The organism is Subtercola boreus, assembly GCF_003399635.1.
In the GTDB taxonomy this organism is placed as follows: Bacteria; Actinomycetota; Actinomycetes; order Actinomycetales; family Microbacteriaceae; genus Subtercola; species Subtercola boreus_B.
This window is the reverse complement of record NZ_NBXB01000034.1, coordinates 99,564-117,920: the sequence shown is the minus strand read 5'-3', so window position 1 is coordinate 117,920 and position 18,357 is coordinate 99,564. Positions and strand designations below refer to the sequence as shown.

Genomic DNA, 18,357 nt, shown 5'->3' with positions numbered 1-18,357 from the left:
TCGGAAGGGCCCTCTCACTTCGGTGAGGGGGCCCTTCTTCGTTCGGCACCTAGACTTGCCTGATGACTCTGACAGGATGCACGTGCTGAAGAACTTCGGTTGGTCGTTCGCCGTGCTCCTGGTGGGCCTCGCGCTCGGTTTTCTCTACGGCGGCCCCGCAGCCCTTGTGCTTGTGGTGGTGCTGAGCGTGCTCGAGATCTCGCTCTCGTTCGACAACGCGGTGGTCAACGCCACCATCCTCGAGCGCATGAACGCGGCCTGGCAGCGCATCTTCCTCACGGTCGGTGTCATCATCGCGGTCTTCGGCATGCGGCTGGTCTTCCCGTTCCTCGTCGTGGCGGTGACGGCCGGGCTCGGGCCGGTGCAGGCCGTGCAGTTGGCGTTCGAGAAGGGTGACCCGGCGGTTCCGGGCACCTACGGTTTCATCCTGAACGCAGCTCACCCGGCGATCGCCGGTTTCGGCGGGATGTTCCTGCTGATGCTGTTCCTCGACTTCATGTTCGACGAACGCGAAGTGCTCTGGATCAAGCCGGTCGAGAAAGTGCTGCAGACCATCGGACGGGTTCCGGGGGCAAGCGTGATCGTCTCGATCATCGTGCTCGTGCTGGTCTCCCAGTTCGTGGCCGAAGACCCCGGCACGGTGTTGCTGAGCGGCGTGATCGGCATCGGATCGTTCCTGCTCGTCACCGCCCTCGGCAAGGTGTTCGAGCAGACGGCCGAGGAGGGCGGCGGCGAGGACATCGACCCCGTCAAGCCCGGTCGGCAGGTCAAGGTCGTCGTGGGGCGTGCGGCGTTCTTCCTCTTCCTCTACCTCGAGGTCCTGGATGCGAGTTTCTCGTTCGACGGCGTCATCGGCGCCTTCGCCATCACGTCAGACCCGATCGTGATCGCCATCGGGCTCGGTGTCGGGGCGATGTTCATCCGGTCGCTCACGATCTTCCTGGTGCGCCAGGGCACCCTCAGCCAGTTCGTCTACCTCGAACACGGAGCGCTCTGGGCGGTCGGAGCGCTGGCGGTCATCCTGCTCGTCTCGATCAGGGCTGACATCCCCGACATCGTCACCGGGCTCGTGGGCATCGTGTTCATCGGGGCGGGATTCCTGTCGAGCATCGTGCGCAATCGGCGCATCGGAGCGAGCGATGCCGCCGAGCCGGTGACGGTCAGCTGAGCGCTTCCAGCACCTGAAGCGCCACCAGCCGGCCCGCACGGTTCGCGCCGATCGTCGACGCCTGCGGCCCGTAGCCTGCGAGGAACACCCGGGGGTTGCGCACGGCCCGGCCCTCCGTCGCGGCCACTCCGCCGCCCGGCTCCCGGAGGCCCAGGGTGTCGAGATGGCCGAGCTCCGACCGGAAGCCCGTGGCCCAGATGATGACGTCGGCCGGCTCGAAGCTGCCGTCGGCGAAGCGCACGCCACCCGGTTCGATGCTGGTGAACGGGGGCCGCGCCACCAGAACGCCCCGCCGGGCCGCGCCCAGGTTGCGGGCGGTGGCGGGCAGGCCGGTGCCGCTGATGATGCTGGGCAGCACGCGGCCGGCCCGTGCCGCGTCGTTCTGCTGTGCGACCGCGGCGAGCCGGCCCTCGATGCTCGCGCTCGCCTCACCCGGCTCGTCGCTCGCGAACGCGACCGGGCGGCGGGTGACCCAGGTGGTGGATGCCGCGATCCCCTCCAGCTCGAGCACGAAGCCCACGGCGGAGGTTCCTCCGCCGACCACGATCACCCGCTGGCCCCTGAACTCGGCGGCCGAACGGTACTCGGGGGTGCTCAGCTGCCGGCCGCGGAACGTCTCGATTCCGGGGATGTACGGGCGGATCGGTGCACCCCAGGTGCCGGTCGCGTTGACCAGCACGTCGGCGATGACGGTGCCGCGGGTCGCGTCGTCGCCCACCCCGCGAAGGTAGTCAATGCGAAGGGACCCCGACCGGGGAGCGCCCCGGGCGGCCTCCCGCACCGACGTCACCGCCACCGGCCGGAACACAGCGAGCCCGAAGTGCCGCTCGTACTCCGCGTAGTACTCACCCACCACGTCGCGCGCCGCGCGGCCCTGGTCTGCGGTCTCGAAGCTCAGCCCGAGTTCCCGCATGCCGGGCAGATCGTTGACCCGGTGGGCGGTGCCGAGCCGCAACGACTCCCAGCGGAACTGCCACGCACCCCCGGCGGCGGGGGATCGGTCGAGCACGACCAGATCCTGACCGGGCGCCAGACCTCCGTGCGCCAGGTGGTGGGCCACCGAGAGCCCCGCCTGCCCGGCACCGACCACCACCACCCGGGCGTGCGCGGGGATGGCAGGCAGAGGGGAGCCGTCGGCCGGGCCGGCGGCGCCGGGGGAGTGCGGCTCAGCCATGGGCATCCGGAGCATCCTCGGCTGTCCGCCCACGGGCATCTGGAGCCTTCCCGGTGACCCGCGCGCGGCGGTTCCCCGCGCGGGAACCCGACACGGCAGCATCCCGCACCGGGCGCGCAGCACCGATGAAGGCGGCCAGGCGGTCGGCACCCACCAGTCCGCTCGGGTGCGGGCCTGCCGCCTGGAGCCCGGCCTGCAGCGAGGCGAGGCCACGCCAACGGGAGGCGAACAGCACGGCGTTGCCCTCGTCGAGCTGGTCGGTGAGTCCCGACGCGCCGGCGACCAGGACCGTCGGGAACACCTCCGCGAGCGTCGCGGCGGCCGCCCGGGCGACAGGCAGGCCCGCATCGTCGGCCACGTTGACGGCGAGGACCCCGCCGGTGCTGAGCAGCGCCGCGACGTCGCGGTAGAACTCCACACTCGTCAGGTGGGCCGGTGTCGTCGAGCCGAGGTAGACGTCGGCGACAATGAGGTCGTAGCCGTCGGTTCCGGATGCGCGGTGCAGCCCCTCGCGAGCGTCGGCGATGATCACCCGGAGCTCGGTGCCAGGCGGCAGCGGCGCCACCTCGGTCACGAAGTCGAACAGGTCGGACTCGTATTCGATCACGGTCTGCGGCGAACCCGGACGGGCCAGCGCGAGGTGGCGGGCCAGCGTCAGGGCGCCTCCACCGAGATGCAGCACCCGGAGCGGAACGCCCGCCGGTGCGAGCAGGCCGGCGAGGTTCGCGATGCGGCGGAGGTAGTCGAACCGCAGCTCCAGGGGGTCGCCCGTGAAGACGTGCGACTGCTGTTCGTCACCGATGTAGAGGGTGAAGCCCGCGCCACCGAGATCGTCGGCGCGCAGTTCCGCGGCCAGCCCGCTCAGGCGGAGTCGGCGGTGCACCGGGGGAATCATCCGCACCAGCCTATGGTGCGCAGCCGGGCGCGCGCCCCACCTTCGGGTGAACCTCGCTGTCTGTTTTTGCTTCTCAACTTGGCTGTCCGCTATCTTGAGCGTTGAGCACCCCGACTTCCGAAGTCATCGCCTGGTATGACCCTCGCTGGGTGCCATCTGACGGGGGCCATGATGGCTGTACTGCTGTATCGGATCGGCGCGTTCGCAGCCCGGAGACACTTCCTCGTCATGGGTGTGTGGCTGCTGATCGTGGTGGCCGCCGTGGGCGGCGCCCTCGCCTTCCCCGGCAAGGGTTCGGCTGCGGTCGAGATCCCGGGAACGCAGTCGCAGACAGCCATCGATCTGCTCGGCAGCCGGTTCCCCGCAGCCAACGGCGGCAGCTCCAAGGTCATCTTCGTCGCACCCTCCGGGCAGAGCATACGGAGCTTCGAATCGCAGATCTCCGGTGTGGCGGCGCAGATGAAGACGCTGCCCGGCCAGTCGAGTGTCACCGATCCGTTCGACACCTCGGGTGCCCCCGCCGTGGCGGCCGCCGCTGCCGCGCAGATCGCCCCCGACAACTCGATGGCCTACATCTCGATCGCCTACTCTGTGCCGGCCGCTGATCTCACCGACGCCGACACCGAGGCCCTCGAGTCGATGGGCGACAGCATCGCCGAGAACGGCCTGACCGTCGCCTACGCGGGAGTCAAGGCGCTCGAGCCCGCATCGGACCCGTCGCAGGAGGCGGGCAGCCTCGTCGTCGCCCTGATAATCCTGGCCATCACCATCGGCTCGCTGCTGGCGGCCGGCATGCCCCTGATCACCGCGATCTTCGGAGTGGCCATCTCGACCTCGTCGATCACGATCGTCTCGGATTTCGTGACGATCTCCTCGTCGGCGCCGATCCTCGCCCAGATGCTCGGCTTGGCGGTCGGCATCGACTATTCCCTCTTCATCGTCTCGCGGCACCGCTCCCAACTCGCGGCCGGCGTCCCGGCGCGGGAGTCCGTGGCCATCGCGAACTCCACCGCCGGCAGCGCTGTTGTCTTCGCCGGCATCACCGTGATCATCGCCCTGATCGGCCTGTCGGTGGTGAACATCCCGTTCCTGTCGATCATGGGTCTCGGTGCGGCGTTCGGCGTGCTGCTCGCCGTCGCCGCGGCGCTCACCCTGCTGCCCGCCATCCTCGGACTCCTCAACACGAAGCTCGTTCCGAGGCCCGATTCCCGAACCGCGAGGCGCGAACGGGAGATGCAGAACCCCGCGCCGGGCACGAAGCCGACGCTCGGCAGGCGGTGGGTGCGGGTCGTCACACGTCGACCGCTGATCACGGTCGTCATCGTGCCGCTGGCCCTGCTGGCGCTGGCGTTCCCGGCGCTCCACCTCGCTCTCACCGTGCCCGATGCGGGCTACCAGGCCCCCGGCTCCCAGGCCCGTGTCGCCTACGATCTGCTCGACGCGGGCTACGGCCCCGGCTTCAACGGCCCGCTGCTGATCACTGCGGACATCGGATCGGTCGAGGCCCAGAACCTGCAGGCTGCGCTCGATGCCCTCGGCAAGCAGTTCACCGGCATCGCCGACGTCGACTCAGTGAGCCCGGTCATCCCGAACAGCGCCCTCGACATGGCGATCGTCTCGCTGACGCCGTCGAGTGGCCCCGATTCCGATGCCACGAAACAGCTCGTCCAGACCCTCCGCAACGACGCCCCTGCGTTCGAGGCAGCGAACGGTTTCACCTACATGGTCACCGGCCAGACCGCCGTGGCGATCGACATCTCCACACAGCTGGGCGACGCCCTGCCGATCTTCGCCCTCGTCGTGGTCGGGCTCTGCCTGGTGCTGCTGACGATGGTGTTCCGTTCGCTGGCGGTGCCGATCAGTGCGACCCTGGGCTTCCTCCTGTCTGTCGGCGCCTCTCTCGGTGTCGTGACGCTGGTCTTCAATGACGGTGTTCTTGCCGACCTGCTCGGAGTGCAGAAGGTCGGGCCGGTGATCAGCTTCATGCCGATCCTCGTGATGGCCGTGCTGTTCGGGCTGGCGATGGACTACCACGTCTTCCTCGTCTCCCGCATGCGCGAGGAGTTCTCGCGCACCGGCGAGGGGCGGGCATCCGTTCTCGACGGTTTCAGTGCAGCGGCACGCGTGGTGACCGCGGCGGCCCTCATCATGTTCAGCGTCTTCGCCTCGTTCGTTCCGGGTTCGGGCGCTGCGGTGCAGCCGCTCGCCTTCGCGCTGGCTGTCGGCGTGCTCATCGACGCGTTCCTCGTGCGCATGACCCTCATCCCCGCGGTCATGGCCATGCTCGGAACCCGCGCCTGGTACCTGCCGGCCTGGCTGGGTCGTCACCTGCCGAACGTCGACATCGAGGGCGAGAAGGTGCACGAGCTGATCGCGGCCCGCGACTGGCGGCCGGGGGATGCCGAGGCGGCCGCGCTCGCGCACGGCTCTCCGGTTCCGGATGATCGGGGTGCAGGTGCCGCGGGTGCCGATGCCAGCACCGGGGCCAGCACAGAGGCCCGCACCGACGGAGGCGCCGACGGCAGTGCCGGCGCCACGGATGCTGCCACCGACGTCACAGCGCACAACCTTGCTGCCCGCGACGAAGCCCCGGCCCCCGTCACACGCTCAGCTGCCGCCGCCGAGAGGCGGATGCTCGCAAAAGCCGCCGCAGCCGAGGCGAAAGCTGCCCGGAAGGCCGCCCGGGAAGCGCAGCTCGCTCCACTCGTCCCGCGCCCCGCGATCACCGACGCGGTCGCGGCCGGATCCCTCACGCTCGCAGGTCAGCAGCCGTTCGACCTCGCCGTCGAGTCCGGCGGGATCGCGCTGGTGTTCGAAGAGCCGGGTGCCGAGTCCCACCTCGGTGCCGATGTGGCCGGGGCCGCCGTGCTGGCCGCTCTGACGGGCAGGCTCCCTCGCTTCGCCGGTCACCTCAGTGTGCTGGGTCATCCGCAGCCGTTCGAGGCTTCCGCCCTCCGTCGGCGCGCCCGGCTGGTGGTCGACGCCGACGGGTCTGCGCTGACGGTCGGCGAGTACCTCCTCGGCGAGGTGAGGCTCGACGCCCCGCGAGGCGAACGGCCCAGGCAACTCGAGCGGGTCGGCGCCCACCTGCGAGTGCTGGAGGACGTGGTGGCGGGTGTGGCAGATGCCGGTGCACCCGCCACAGCATCCGACCAGTCCACACAGCTGACCGCGCTCGGCGTGCCGGCGCGCTGGTGCATCGACGTCGCACTCGCCCTGGCCTCCTCGGCCGAGTTGATCGCCATCGACCTGCGCTCCCTCCCCTCGCCGCTCGTCGCCGAGCTCCTCGCCGCGGTCGCCGCCCAGGCAGGTCGGGACGTGACACTGGTGTGCGCCGTCCAGGGCTCCGCTGCCGGGTTCCCGCAGCAGATCCTCGATCCTCACCGGGGCGGGCACGCCGACACCCCGGCCGCACCCCTGTCCCTCACGGGCCGCTCCCTCGTCATCCTGCAGCTCGCTGCCGCACCGATCCCGACCGAACAGGGAGCCCTCGTATGAGCATGCTGTCGACACTCCTGAAGTCCGCCGACCGTGCCCCACGATCATCCGTCACCCGGATGATCGCCCTGGTGCTGGCCGTTGCGACACCGCTGCTCGTGGCGGGTGTCGCCGTCTCCGCCTTCTCGAACACCGCAGAGGGGGCGACGGGCGCGCCCAACCTCCCGGCCGCCATTGTGAACCTCGACGCCACGACCAAGACTCTGGTGAACGGTGTCGAGACGACGGTTCCCGCCGGAAAGCTCCTGACCACGCAGCTCATCAGCGGCCAGGCCGGCAGCGGATTCAGCTGGAAGCTCACCAACGCCGACGACGCCACAGCGGGCCTCGACTCGGGCGCCTATTCGGCGGTCGTCACGATTCCGAGCAACTTCTCCGAGCTCTATGTCTCGACCGGTACCACCAGTCCGGCCGCCGCCTCTCTCGAGGTGAAGACCAATGGTGCTCAGAGCTACGTGGCCGCCCTGCTCGCCTCGGCACTCGCGACGAACGTCAACGAGGCGCTCTCGGCGAGTGTGACCCAGAGCTACGTGAAGGGACTGCTCGGCGGGTTCACGAGCATCCACGACCAGCTGACGACCACCGCGGAGAAGAGCGGAGAGCTCGTGACCGTCGCCGGCCAGGTGTCGACGCTCGGCGCGGGCATGGCCGACGGGATCGGCAAGCTCTCCGGAGGCGCCGAGACCCTCAGTTCGGGCCTCGAGAAGGCGTCGACATCGCTCGCACCTCTGCCCGACGCCACCCGCGGACTGGCCGAACTCGCCGGTGTCGCCCGCGACGGCAGCGCGCTGCTCTCCGACGGGATCACCGACACGGCGAAGAAGCAGGACAGCATCGAGGCGCGGCAGCTGGAGCTGAACGTGAAGATCGCCGCCCTGTCGACCGATCTGCCGAAGCTCTCGACGGCCGAAGTGGCCTCGCGGGTCGCCGCCATCAAGAAATTGTCCGATGACGTCGCCCTCTCAAGCCTCGACGTGGGACTCTCGCTCGACGCTGGTGCGGTGGCAGGGGCGCTGTTGAAGGATGGCAACGCCCTGATCTCGAAGGGCACGACCACTCTCGCCGACAGCATGCCGGCCCTCGTGACCGGCATCGCCGGGGCAGCCACGGGCGCGGCGGGACTGACCAGCGGGCTCCAACAGCTGAACGGGTACGCGCCGCAGCTCGTCCAGGGCACGGCCGGCGTGGCCTCGGGAGTCGGCACCCTGTCGTCCGGCCTCGGTTCCGCGGCGGCAGCGGTGCCGAGCTACACGGCCGACCAGCAGGCGACGTTCGCCACGGTGGTGGCCACCCCGGTGGTGACGACCGTGACCGACAGCCAGGCCCTGCCGAGTGCCCAGGTCGCGACCGCGTCGGTGATGATCCCCGTCGCGCTCTGGTTGGGGGCGTTCGCGCTCTACCTGCTCCTGACTCCGTTCACGGCGCAGGCGCTGTCGTCGTCGGCGGGTGGATGGCGCATCCTGAGGCAGTCGCTGCTGCCGGCTCTCGGGCTTGCCGTTGTGCAGGCGCTCGCCGTGATCGTCGGGCTGCAGCTGATCGGGGTCTCCTCGGCGAACCCTCTCGGGAGCGCCCTCTTCGTGCTGGGTCTCTCCGTCGCTTTCGTCGTCGTGCACCAGGGGCTCATCGCGCTGTTCGGACGGGTGGGCCGGATGCTCTCGCTCGCCTTCCTCGTTTTGCAGGTCGCCGCTGCGGGCGTCCTGGTGCCCGCGGCCCTCAGCCCGGGCTGGTTCCAGACGCTCTCGTCGATCCTGCCGCTCTCGGCCGCCGTGCGCGGGATGCAGGGACTCCTCACCGGTGCGGGATCCGACGGTGGAGCGGCAATTGGGGGAGTCGTCGTGACGCTCGTCGTGGTGACCGGGCTGGGCCTGGCGTTCACCCTCGTCGCGATTTCCCGGCGGCGCAGCGTGACCTCCCTCAGCTGAGGCGCGACTGTGAGTAAAGTGTGCGCATGAGTACAGACGACCGCACCGAAGACGACGCCCCGAACCGGGTCGAGAACGCCGGGCCGCCGCCCGCAGGCCCGGGCGCGCCGGGCCCGGCCTTCGCCGGGGAGCCCTCCGCCGACAGCGTCTACGCGGAAGCCGAGTACCCCGCCGACGGTGCGTCGGGAGGCGCGGATACGTCGGGCGGTTCGGATGCGTCGGTCGGTTCGGATGATTCGGTCGACGCGGCCCCCGCGGCCGACGCTCAGCCGGTCTTCGTGCCGGCCACGACTCCCGCGCCGATCGCCGAACCCCTCACGGAGGGCTCGGAGGTCTTCGACGCGCCCGCTGTGCCGGAGACAGCGCCCCACTGGGAGGCGCCGGGTGGGCAGACGCCTGCCTCGTCCGTGCCGGCAGACGAGGTACCCGCGTCGGCCGCCTACGCGCAGCCCGCGGCGACTCCCGAGACAGTTCCCCGCTATCCGGCTCCGGTGACGGGCACCGGCGCGCCGGTCCAGCCCCCGGCTGCGGGCGCCCCTGTCGAGTCCCCGGTTGCGGGCGTTCCTGTCGAGTCCCCGGTTGCAGACGGCCCGATCGAGTCCCCGGCCGCTGCCGCGCCTGTCGCCGTGCAGAGTCCCACGGAGTCCGCAGCGTCGGCCGCCGACACCGGTGCCGTCGCGTACCCGGCGGCGGCGTTCATCCCGCCACCCGCCGCCTTCGCGCCTCCTGTCCCGCCCGCATCGGCCTCGCAGAGCACCCCACCCGCCTCAGACACCGCGGTGTCCGGGTCGGCACCGGTGTCGCAGACCGCAGGGGCTCCCGCACAGGGCGCTTCCGCCGAGACGGCCGCCGTCAGCCCGAACGGCGTCTATCCCGTAGCGGCCTTCGCGGCGCCCACGGCGATCGCCGTCCCGATCCTGACGCCCCCGAAGCGCCGCAGCAACCGCGGGTTCGGCATCCTCGTCTCGCTCCTCGCAGCCCTCGTCTTCGCCGTCGTGTACGCCGCTGCGGCAGCCGCGATCCTCGCGTTCTCGGTGCCCGGCTCGCGACTGGTCTCCGTGGTGGGCCAGTTCGCGGCGAGCCCGGCGTTCTACGTTCCGGTGATCTTCTTCGCCCTCGCCCTCATCCTCACCGTGGTGATCGTCAACCGTGCCGGCTGGTGGGCCTACGTGCTCGGAGGCTTCCTGATCGGTGTCGTCGTCTACGGCGCCACGATCCTCGGAGCACTGCTCGCCGTGCAGGCGTGGACTCTGTCGGGCTCGGACATCACCAGCTTCGTGAAGTCGCTCGTGATGGATCCGCTCACTCTCGCCGGTGCGTTGGTCGCCCGCGAGGTGCCGATCTGGGCAGGGGCCTGGATCGCCTCACATGGTCGCAAACTCAAGGCGAAGAACGCACTCGCCCAGGAGGAGTACGACACGAAGCTCGCCGAGACGCCGGTGGCGCAGTACCCGACGGGGGAGCCGCAGTACGCTCCGACCACCTAGCTGAATCGTCTTCGCTTAATGAGCTAAGCTCAGAGAGTGAAGAAGATCCCGTTCCTGGTGCTCGGCGTCATCGTGGTGGTCGGCGCGGCGCTCGGCATTGGGTTCGCGATCGCCGCGCCCCCGAATCCGGGTTCCACCCCGCCCGCATCGGCGTCAGCATCCACCTTCCCGACCCCGACGCCGAGCGTGCCTCCGACGCCCCGAACGACCGCCCCGACACCGACCGCACCGTCACCGAGCGCCCCTGCCACCGGTCCGTCCGACGCCGGAGATGCGGCTCAGCCCGCCTTCGGGTCGGGTTCGGCCACGGCCAGTGTCACCTGCCCGGTGCCGGGTGAGGGCCCCACCGGCTCGACGGCCTCGTCGCCCGACGTGCAGCTGAGTTGGTCGAGCAACGGTGCCGAGACCGCCTTCGTCGGCGTCGACACGACCGATGCCCGAGCCGAGCCGTACTCCGAAGTGAGCCCGGGCGGGTCGATCTCCATCCCCTTCGCGTGCCCCGCGCAGAGCCACACCTACACGATCACCCTGGTCGGTACGGGTGGGCAGCGCAGCAAGACGTTCACGGTGCAGAACACCGGCTATCGCGGTTAGTGCAAGGCCCTGCCGCCATTTGACCCGGGCTGTCACAACGGGTAACATTTCCGGGGTGTGCGCTTTGTCGTGCTCTCGTGCTGTGCCCGCCTCTGGTTCCCACCAGCGGAGGGCGGTTCCGGGCCAGACATGCATCATACAAAGCAGGGCTCGATCGAAGGGTGCCGGTTCCGCCGGCCCGAAGACTCGGCCCCCACGGCATACCTACCCCCGACAGGCGCCTGAGACCTCGGTCCCGCGTGTTTGCAGGTAGGTCCAAATGAACTCGACTGACAAGGCCCAGGCTTTGACGCGTTCGAATGCTAATCATCAGTAGCAGCTGTCACCGTGCAGTAAACACAAGGAGTCATGTAGTGCCTACCATTCAGCAGTTGGTCCGTAAGGGCCGCTCGCGCAAGGTCACGAAGACCAAAGCGCCTGCTCTCAAGTCAAACCCGCAGCAGCGCGGCGTGTGCACCCGTGTGTACACCACCACCCCGAAGAAGCCGAACTCGGCTCTCCGCAAGGTCGCCCGCGTCAAGCTCTCCAACGGCACCGAGGTCACCGCCTACATTCCCGGTGAAGGCCACAACCTCCAGGAGCACTCGATGGTGCTCGTTCGCGGCGGTCGTGTGAAAGACCTCCCCGGCGTCCGTTACAAGATCGTCCGCGGCGCCCTCGACACCCAGGCTGTCAAGAACCGCAAGCAGGCTCGCAGCCGTTACGGCGCGAAGATGGAGAAGAAGTAATGCCTCGTAAAGGACCCGCTCCCAAGCGCCCCGTCGTCGCAGACCCCGTCTACGGCGCCCCGATCGTCAGCCAGCTCGTCAACAAGATCCTGCTCGACGGCAAGAAGGGTCTCGCCGAGCGCATCGTCTACGACGCACTCGAGGGCGTGTCGACCAAGAACGGTGCCGACGCCGTCGTGACCCTCAAGAAGGCGCTCGACAACGTGCGCCCGACCATCGAGGTCAAGAGCCGCCGTGTCGGTGGCTCGACCTACCAGGTTCCCGTCGAGGTCAAGCCTCACCGCGCGAACACGCTGGCTCTTCGTTGGCTCACCACCTACGCGAAGGGTCGTCGCGAGAAGACGATGACCGAGCGTCTCACCAACGAGATCCTCGACGCGTCGAACGGTCTCGGCGCTGCAGTCAAGCGTCGCGAAGACACCCACAAGATGGCCGAGTCGAACAAGGCCTTCGCGCACTACCGCTGGTAAGCCGCAGGCTCACCCGCATGATGCGGTGGATGTTCGTTCCGAGCATCCACCGCACCTCACACCCGTAGCAATCCAATCGGAGGAAATCCGTGGCACAGGACGTGCTTACCGACCTGAACAAGGTCCGCAACATCGGCATCATGGCCCACATCGATGCCGGCAAGACCACCACTACTGAGCGCATCCTGTTCTACACGGGTATCACCCACAAGATCGGTGAAGTGCACGACGGTGCAGCGACGATGGACTGGATGGCGCAGGAGCAGGAGCGCGGCATCACGATCACGTCGGCTGCCACCACGTGCTTCTGGAACAACAACCAGATCAACATCATCGACACGCCCGGTCATGTGGACTTCACGGTCGAGGTGGAGCGTTCGCTCCGCGTGCTCGACGGTGCCGTCGCCGTCTTCGATGGCAAGGAGGGCGTCGAGCCCCAGTCGGAGACCGTCTGGCGCCAGGCCGACAAGTACGACGTGCCCCGCATCTGCTTCGTCAACAAGATGGACAAGCTGGGCGCCGACTTCTACTTCACCGTCGACACGATCGTCAAGCGCCTCGGCGCCCGCCCGCTCGTCATCCAGCTCCCCATCGGTGCTGAGTCGAGCTTCGAGGGTGTGGTCGACCTCGTCGAGATGCGCGCGCTGACCTGGCGTGGCGACTCCAAGGGTGACGTCGAGCTCGGTGCGAAGTACGAGATCGAGGAGATCCCGGCCGACCTGGCCGAGCAGGCAGCGGAGTACCGCGAGAAGCTCATCGAGGTCGTTGCCGAGACCAGCGACGAACTGCTCGAGCGTTACCTCTCCGGTGACGTCGACTTCTCGGTCGCCGAGATCAAGGCCGCCATCCGCAAGCTCACCGTCAACAGCGAGATCTACCCGGTCCTCTGCGGTTCCGCGTTCAAGAACCGTGGTGTCCAGCCGATGCTGGATGCCGTCGTCGACTACCTGCCGAGCCCGCTCGACGTGCCGAGTGTCGAAGGACACGACGTGCGTGACGAGGAGATCATCATCTCCCGCGGTGCGAACTCGACCGACCCGTTCGCCGCTCTGGCGTTCAAGGTCGCGGTCCACCCCTTCTTCGGTCGCCTGACCTACATCCGCGTCTACTCGGGTCACGTCGACTCGGGTGCGCAGATCATCAATGCGACCAAGGGCAAGAAGGAGCGCATCGGCAAGATCTTCCAGATGCACGCCAACAAGGAGAACCCGGTCCCCTCCGTGACGGCCGGTCACATCTACGCCGTCATCGGCCTGAAGGACACCACCACCGGTGACACTCTGGCCGACCCGGCGCACCCCGTGGTACTGGAGTCGATGACGTTCCCCGAGCCCGTCATCGAGGTCGCGATCGAGCCGAAGACGAAGGCTGACCAGGAGAAGTTGGGCCTGGCCATCCAGAAGCTGGCCGAAGAAGATCCGACCTTCCGCACCGAGCAGAACCAGGACACCGGCCAGACCGTCATCAAGGGAATGGGCGAGCTCCACCTCGACATCCTGGTCGACCGCATGCGTCGTGAGTTCAACGTCGAGGCCAACGTGGGCAAGCCCCAGGTGGCCTACCGTGAGACGATTCGCCGCACGGTCGACAAGCACGACTACACGCACAAAAAGCAGACCGGTGGATCGGGTCAGTTCGCCAAGATCCAGATCTCGATCGAGCCGCTCGAAGTGACGGCCGACAAGGTCTACGAGTTCGAGAACAAGGTCTCCGGTGGCCGCGTGCCGCGCGAGTACATCCCCTCGGTCGACCAGGGAATGCAGGCAGCCATGGCGGTCGGCGTGCTCGCGGGTTACCCGATGGTCGGTGTCAAGGGCATCCTGCTCGATGGCGCGGCGCACGACGTCGACTCTTCGGAGATGGCGTTCAAGATTGCTGGCACCATGGCGTTCAAGGAGGCGGCTCGCAAGGCGAGCCCCGTGCTCCTCGAGCCGCTGATGGCCGTCGAGGTGCGTACGCCCGAGGAGTACATGGGCGACGTCATCGGCGACCTCAACTCCCGTCGTGGCCAGATCCAGTCCATGGAAGACGCCACCGGCGTGAAGGTCATCCGTGCTAACGTCCCGCTGAGCGAAATGTTCGGTTACGTCGGTGACCTGAGGTCGAAGACCTCGGGCCGCGCTGTGTACTCGATGACGTTCGACAGCTACGCGGAGGTCCCGAAGGCAGTTGCCGACGAGATCATCCAGAAGAACAAGGGCGAGTAACACACTCGCCTGCCGGCCCCTCCCGGGCCTAGTAATATAACTAATCAACACCCCGCTGAGCAGCCGGTCGACACTCTCGATCGGCCGCTCAGCATGAAAGTCCTGAGGAGGACCCAGTGGCCAAGGCCAAGTTCGAGCGGACTAAGCCGCACGTAAACGTCGGAACAATCGGTCACGTCGACCACGGAAAGACCACGCTCACCGCGGCCATTTCCAAGGTTCTGGCTGACAAGTACCCGGCGTACAACAAGACCTTCAACTTCGACCAGATCGACTCTGCGCCCGAAGAGAAGCAGCGCGGTATCACGATCAACATCTCGCACATCGAGTACGAGACCGAGAAGCGTCACTACGCCCACGTCGACGCCCCGGGTCACGCTGACTACATCAAGAACATGATCACCGGTGCGGCTCAGATGGATGGCGCGATCCTCGTCGTGGCCGCCACCGACGGCCCCATGGCTCAGACCCGTGAGCACGTTCTGCTCGCCCGCCAGGTGGGCGTCCCCTACCTGCTCGTCGCGCTGAACAAGTCCGACGCTGTCGACGACGAAGAGATCCTTGAGCTCGTCGAGCTCGAGGTTCGCGAGCTGCTCTCCAGCCAGAACTTCGACGGCGACAACGCTCCGGTCATCCGCGTCTCCGCGCTGAAGGCCCTCGAGGGCGACCCCGAGTGGACCAAGTCGATCGAAGAGCTGATGGACGCGGTGGACGCTTCCATCCCCGACCCGATCCGCGACAAGGACAAGCCGTTCCTCATGCCCATCGAGGACGTCTTCACGATCACCGGTCGTGGAACCGTCGTCACCGGCCGTGCAGAGCGCGGAACCCTCGCCATCAACTCCGAGGTCGAGATCGTCGGCATCCGCCCGACGCAGAAGACCACGGTCACGGGTATCGAGATGTTCCACAAGCAGCTCGACGAGGCCTGGGCCGGCGAGAACTGTGGTCTGCTCCTTCGTGGCACCAAGCGCGAAGACGTCGAGCGCGGTCAGGTCGTCGTCAAGCCCGGTTCGGTCACCCCGCACACCGGCTTCGAGGGCACCGCCTACATCCTCTCCAAGGATGAGGGTGGCCGTCACAACCCGTTCTACACGAACTACCGCCCGCAGTTCTACTTCCGTACCACCGACGTCACCGGCGTCATCACGCTGCCCGAGGGCACCGAGATGGTCATGCCCGGCGACACCACCGACATCAGCGTTGAGCTCATCCAGCCCATCGCGATGGAGGAGGGCCTCGGCTTCGCCATCCGTGAGGGTGGCCGCACCGTCGGCGCCGGAACGGTGACCAAGGTCACCAAGTAGTCCCAGCACCACTGGTTCGCCCACCGGGCGACACCGAATGAAGGGCCGCACTCCTCCGGGGGTGCGGCCCTTCATTCGTCCCCCGCCCCTGCCTCCGCCGGCTCCGGCCCCGCCCGCTCCGCCCGCTCCGCCCCCGCGGGCGTCTCAATTGCGGCCCTCTTTACCCGCCTGTCTTGTCGTCCACACTGTGCGATGCTGCGGGGTTGTCCACCGGGTCATCCTTCGGCGCCCGGGGCGATCGAGAGGAGTGCGAGCCTTTCCCTATGGACCATGTTGGGGCGGCCGGGCGTCTGCATCTCGACTTCGCGGGTGACCGCGTCCGAGCTCTCAGGATGGATGATCGGAGCCTGCGTCGCTCCCAAAAGCAAGGTTCGGCGGTCAGGGTGCGCCGTGGCGTCTACGCCTCCGCCGCAGAGTGGCGCTCTGCTTCGAGCTGCGATCGGCATATCGCCCAAATCATCGCGGTCGCCGCCACCCGTCACGGCGTGGTGGTCGGCTACGAATCCGCCGCTGCGTTCTGGGGGTTCCCGCGATTGGGTCATTGGCCGAGCGAAGTCCAGCTCGTCTCGCGGCCGGGATCCGGCGCGCACAGCCGGGCTGGAGTTCGAGAACACCGAGTCGCCCTTCCTGATGACGATGTCGTGGAGGTGGACGGGATCCGGATCACCACCCCGGCTCGCACCCTCATCGACGTGGCCAGATCGGGCAGCACGCTCGATGCCGTGGTGATGATCGACCACGCGTTGAATCCAATGGTCTGTCACCTCCCTGTGACGGTTGAGCAGCGTGAACTGCTCGAACTCGCCGGCGACCGGGTGGGGAGGAGGGGGCGGTCCAGGGTCCTGGCTGCGATCGGCGCGTCGAGGGTCGGGTCGGCGAACCCGGGAGAGACGTGGGGCCGCCTCCTGATCGAGCGGTTCGGGATGCCCGAACCCTGCCTGCAGGTCCAACACGTCAATCCGCGCGGCGGGTTCTACTACACGGACTTCGAATGGCCCGAGCTCAGCATCATTGGGGAGTTCGACGGACGGAGCAAGTATCTGAAGCCCGAGTATCTCGGCGCTCTGACGCCGGGTGAGGCGGTCGTTGCCGAGAAGATCCGAGAGGATCATCTTCGACTCGAGGGTTCCCGGGTGGTGCGGTGGATGTTCGACGGCCTGAGAGACCCCTCCCGTCTGCGCGACATCCTCACCGCCGTCGGCGTGCCCGCCCGGCGTGCGCGGGAGTCTCACGCCCGGCGAGCGTGAGACGTCTACGCGCAAGGGAGACCCGCGTGCGCCTCTCAACTGTGCGCCGGAGTCTCACGTGTGGTGGGTGCAACAGGGCCGCAGCGCGGTCGTCAAGGGAGAGCGGGCCAGACCCGGGCGGCGGTAGGGTCGGGGAATGGTCAGGTTGCGGCGGAGCGATTCGAGCGGGCGGGGGTTGCGGAGGCTCCGGGCCGGCAGGGGGTTCACGTACCAGGATGTCGATGGTGCCACGCTCCGCGACGGGGAGCTTCGCGCCCGTATCCAACACCTCGCGATTCCACCAGCGTGGACCGACGTCTGGATCGCGCCGCATACGAACGGCCACATCCAGGCCACCGGCATCGACGCTGCGGGCCGCCGCCAGTACATCTACCACCCGACCTGGCGTGAGCAGAAGGACCGCATCAAGTTCGACAGGGCGCTGAGCCTCGCCGAGTCGCTCCCGCCCGCACGGCGGAAGGTCACGATGGATCTCCGGCACGAGCGTCCAGACCGTGAGCGTGCGTCTGCCACGGCCTTCCGGATGCTCGACCAGGGCTCGCTGCGGGTCGGCAGTGAGCGCTACGCCGAGCAACACGGGAGCTACGGCCTCTCGACCCTCCTCTGCGCGCACGTCGCGGTGCGGGGTGACGTCGTGCACCTCGCGTTCCCGGCGAAGAGCGGGCAGCCCTGGGAGTCCGACATCCGTGACGCCGAACTGGCGCGTATCGTCGCGGGTCTGAAACGTCGCGGCCCGAACGCTCACCTGCTGGCATTCCCGGATGACCGGGGGCGCTGGCATCCGCTCGGCGCCCTCGACATCAACGCCTATGTGAAGGAGCAGACCGGGGGAGACTTCACCGCCAAGGACTTCCGAACCCTCCACGGCACGCTCGCCGCCGCGGTCAGCCTCGCGAAGGCCGGCCCGCAGCCGACGGAGTACCGGCGCAAGCGCGCGCTCGCCCAGAGCATGCGCGATGCGGCCGCGGTGCTCAGCAACACCCCCACCATCGCCAAGAACAGCTACGTCGACCCCCGCCTCGTCGACAAGTACACCGAGGGCCTGACCATCGACCCCGCCCGGCTGGCGTCCGCCGAGTCCGAACTCCGCGCCCTGCTCTTCGAGTAGCGGGACGTCAGCAGCCGAAGGAGTCTCACCAGGTGAGGCCGGCGGAGGGGCCGGGCACGAGGGCGACCTCGTCGGGGGAGACGGCCGCCCCCGTGTCGTCGACGAACGCCAGCTCGACGTGGTCGCTGGTTCCTGCCCGCTGCACCAGCGACACTCGTCCACCCGGCCACGGGGTGTAGGAGTCCCCCCATTCCTGGAGCGCGACCAGCACAGTCTTCAGCGCGCGGCCGCGTTCGGTGAGGTGGTAGCTCGAGCGCTCGCGCGCCCCCGGCTCACGGTATGCGCGTCGCTCGAGCACGCCGGCCTCCACGAGGGTCGCCAGGCGAGCGGTGAGGATGTCGCTCGGCACGCCGAGCGCGTCGCGGAACTCCGAGAACTTCGTTTGGCCCCGGAAGGCGTTCCGGATGATCAGCAGCGACCACTTCTCCCCGAGGATGTCGAGGCTGCGGTGGATCGAGCAGGCGTGTTCCTTCGCGGGCCGGGCCGGGGTCTTCGGGGGAGTGCTCACTGCATCAGGATAGGTCCTCCCACCTAGATTCACTATTCCAACCG

The 18,357-nt window shown here is 68.3% G+C and carries 14 protein-coding genes; 11 read left to right on the top strand and 3 right to left on the bottom strand.

Going from position 1 to position 18,357, the window contains the following annotated elements; genetic code table 11:
- Positions 1 to 55: 55 nt before the first annotated feature.
- On the top strand, positions 56 to 1,168 hold the full coding sequence (locus B7R22_RS12680; protein WP_253259061.1) for a DUF475 domain-containing protein: 1,113 nt from the start codon (positions 56 to 58) through the stop codon (positions 1,166 to 1,168).
- Here B7R22_RS12680 and B7R22_RS12675 read toward each other — a convergent pair.
- Positions 1,161 to 2,348 (bottom strand): NAD(P)-binding domain-containing protein, encoded by a 1,188-nt coding sequence (locus B7R22_RS12675; protein ID WP_253259060.1) that lies wholly within the window; start codon positions 2,346 to 2,348, stop codon positions 1,161 to 1,163. The two genes, B7R22_RS12680 and B7R22_RS12675, sit on opposite strands and share 8 nt — an antisense overlap.
- Positions 2,335 to 3,237 carry a spermidine synthase gene (locus tag B7R22_RS12670; RefSeq protein ID WP_147305377.1) on the bottom strand — a complete coding sequence of 301 codons (903 nt, stop codon included), beginning with the start codon at positions 3,235 to 3,237 and terminating at the stop codon, positions 2,335 to 2,337. Before B7R22_RS12670 ends, B7R22_RS12675 begins: the two co-directional genes overlap by 14 nt.
- Before the next feature lie 171 nt (positions 3,238 to 3,408).
- Here B7R22_RS12670 and B7R22_RS12665 point away from each other — a divergent pair, with 171 nt between their 5' ends.
- The 10 genes from B7R22_RS12665 (at position 3,409) to B7R22_RS12615 (ending at position 17,805) form a co-directional block, all read left to right on the top strand.
- Complete coding sequence (locus B7R22_RS12665) at positions 3,409 to 6,735, top strand: MMPL family transporter (protein ID WP_216363446.1); 3,327 nt, start codon at positions 3,409 to 3,411, stop codon at positions 6,733 to 6,735.
- Positions 6,732 to 8,657: a YhgE/Pip family protein gene (locus tag B7R22_RS12660; RefSeq protein WP_116412068.1), complete on the top strand. Its 1,926-nt coding sequence runs from the start codon at positions 6,732 to 6,734 to the stop codon at positions 8,655 to 8,657. The genes B7R22_RS12665 and B7R22_RS12660 overlap by 4 nt, the downstream gene beginning before the upstream one ends.
- Before the next feature lie 26 nt (positions 8,658 to 8,683).
- Positions 8,684 to 10,144, top strand: a complete 1,461-nt coding sequence (locus B7R22_RS12655; protein WP_116412067.1) for a hypothetical protein — start codon at positions 8,684 to 8,686, stop codon at positions 10,142 to 10,144.
- A 36-nt stretch (positions 10,145 to 10,180) separates the two neighbouring features.
- The gene (locus tag B7R22_RS12650) at positions 10,181 to 10,738 is read left to right on the top strand and encodes a hypothetical protein (protein WP_116412066.1); all 558 of its coding nucleotides are present in this window, start codon (positions 10,181 to 10,183) and stop codon (positions 10,736 to 10,738) included.
- A 353-nt stretch (positions 10,739 to 11,091) separates the two neighbouring features.
- A complete protein-coding gene (rpsL, locus tag B7R22_RS12645; protein WP_116283903.1) occupies positions 11,092 to 11,466 on the top strand; it encodes a 30S ribosomal protein S12 in 375 nt (124 codons plus the stop codon).
- Positions 11,466 to 11,936, top strand: a complete 471-nt coding sequence (gene rpsG, locus B7R22_RS12640; protein WP_116283902.1) for a 30S ribosomal protein S7 — start codon at positions 11,466 to 11,468, stop codon at positions 11,934 to 11,936. The genes rpsL and rpsG overlap by 1 nt, the downstream gene beginning before the upstream one ends.
- A gap of 89 nt (positions 11,937 to 12,025) precedes the next feature.
- Complete coding sequence (fusA, locus tag B7R22_RS12635; RefSeq protein ID WP_116412065.1) at positions 12,026 to 14,143, top strand: elongation factor G; 2,118 nt, start codon at positions 12,026 to 12,028, stop codon at positions 14,141 to 14,143.
- Between the two features lie 116 nt (positions 14,144 to 14,259).
- Positions 14,260 to 15,450, top strand: a complete 1,191-nt coding sequence (gene tuf / locus B7R22_RS12630; protein ID WP_116283900.1) for an elongation factor Tu — start codon at positions 14,260 to 14,262, stop codon at positions 15,448 to 15,450.
- 263 nt (positions 15,451 to 15,713) lie between these two features.
- Positions 15,714 to 16,697 (top strand): type IV toxin-antitoxin system AbiEi family antitoxin domain-containing protein, encoded by a 984-nt coding sequence (locus B7R22_RS12620; RefSeq protein WP_172582365.1) that lies wholly within the window; start codon positions 15,714 to 15,716, stop codon positions 16,695 to 16,697.
- Between the two features lie 136 nt (positions 16,698 to 16,833).
- Positions 16,834 to 17,805: a DNA topoisomerase IB gene (locus tag B7R22_RS12615; RefSeq protein ID WP_116412063.1), complete on the top strand. Its 972-nt coding sequence runs from the start codon at positions 16,834 to 16,836 to the stop codon at positions 17,803 to 17,805.
- A 25-nt stretch (positions 17,806 to 17,830) separates the two neighbouring features.
- Here the strand turns inward: B7R22_RS12615 and B7R22_RS12610 are convergent, their stop codons facing one another.
- Positions 17,831 to 18,313, bottom strand: a complete 483-nt coding sequence (locus B7R22_RS12610; protein WP_253259059.1) for a winged helix-turn-helix transcriptional regulator — start codon at positions 18,311 to 18,313, stop codon at positions 17,831 to 17,833.
- Positions 18,314 to 18,357: the final 44 nt, after the last annotated feature.

Coding starts and splice junctions, on each gene's coding strand:
- B7R22_RS12675 (WP_253259060.1), bottom strand. CDS start 2,348: ATGCCCATGGCTGAGCCGCACTCCCCCGGCGCCGCCGGCCCGGCCGAC.
- B7R22_RS12670 (WP_147305377.1), bottom strand. CDS start 3,237: ATGATTCCCCCGGTGCACCGCCGACTCCGCCTGAGCGGGCTGGCCGCG.
- B7R22_RS12665 (WP_216363446.1), top strand. CDS start 3,409: ATGGCTGTACTGCTGTATCGGATCGGCGCGTTCGCAGCCCGGAGACAC.
- B7R22_RS12660 (WP_116412068.1), top strand. CDS start 6,732: ATGAGCATGCTGTCGACACTCCTGAAGTCCGCCGACCGTGCCCCACGA.
- B7R22_RS12655 (WP_116412067.1), top strand. CDS start 8,684: ATGAGTACAGACGACCGCACCGAAGACGACGCCCCGAACCGGGTCGAG.
- rpsG (WP_116283902.1), top strand. CDS start 11,466: ATGCCTCGTAAAGGACCCGCTCCCAAGCGCCCCGTCGTCGCAGACCCC.
- B7R22_RS12620 (WP_172582365.1), top strand. CDS start 15,714: ATGGACCATGTTGGGGCGGCCGGGCGTCTGCATCTCGACTTCGCGGGT.
- B7R22_RS12615 (WP_116412063.1), top strand. CDS start 16,834: ATGGTCAGGTTGCGGCGGAGCGATTCGAGCGGGCGGGGGTTGCGGAGG.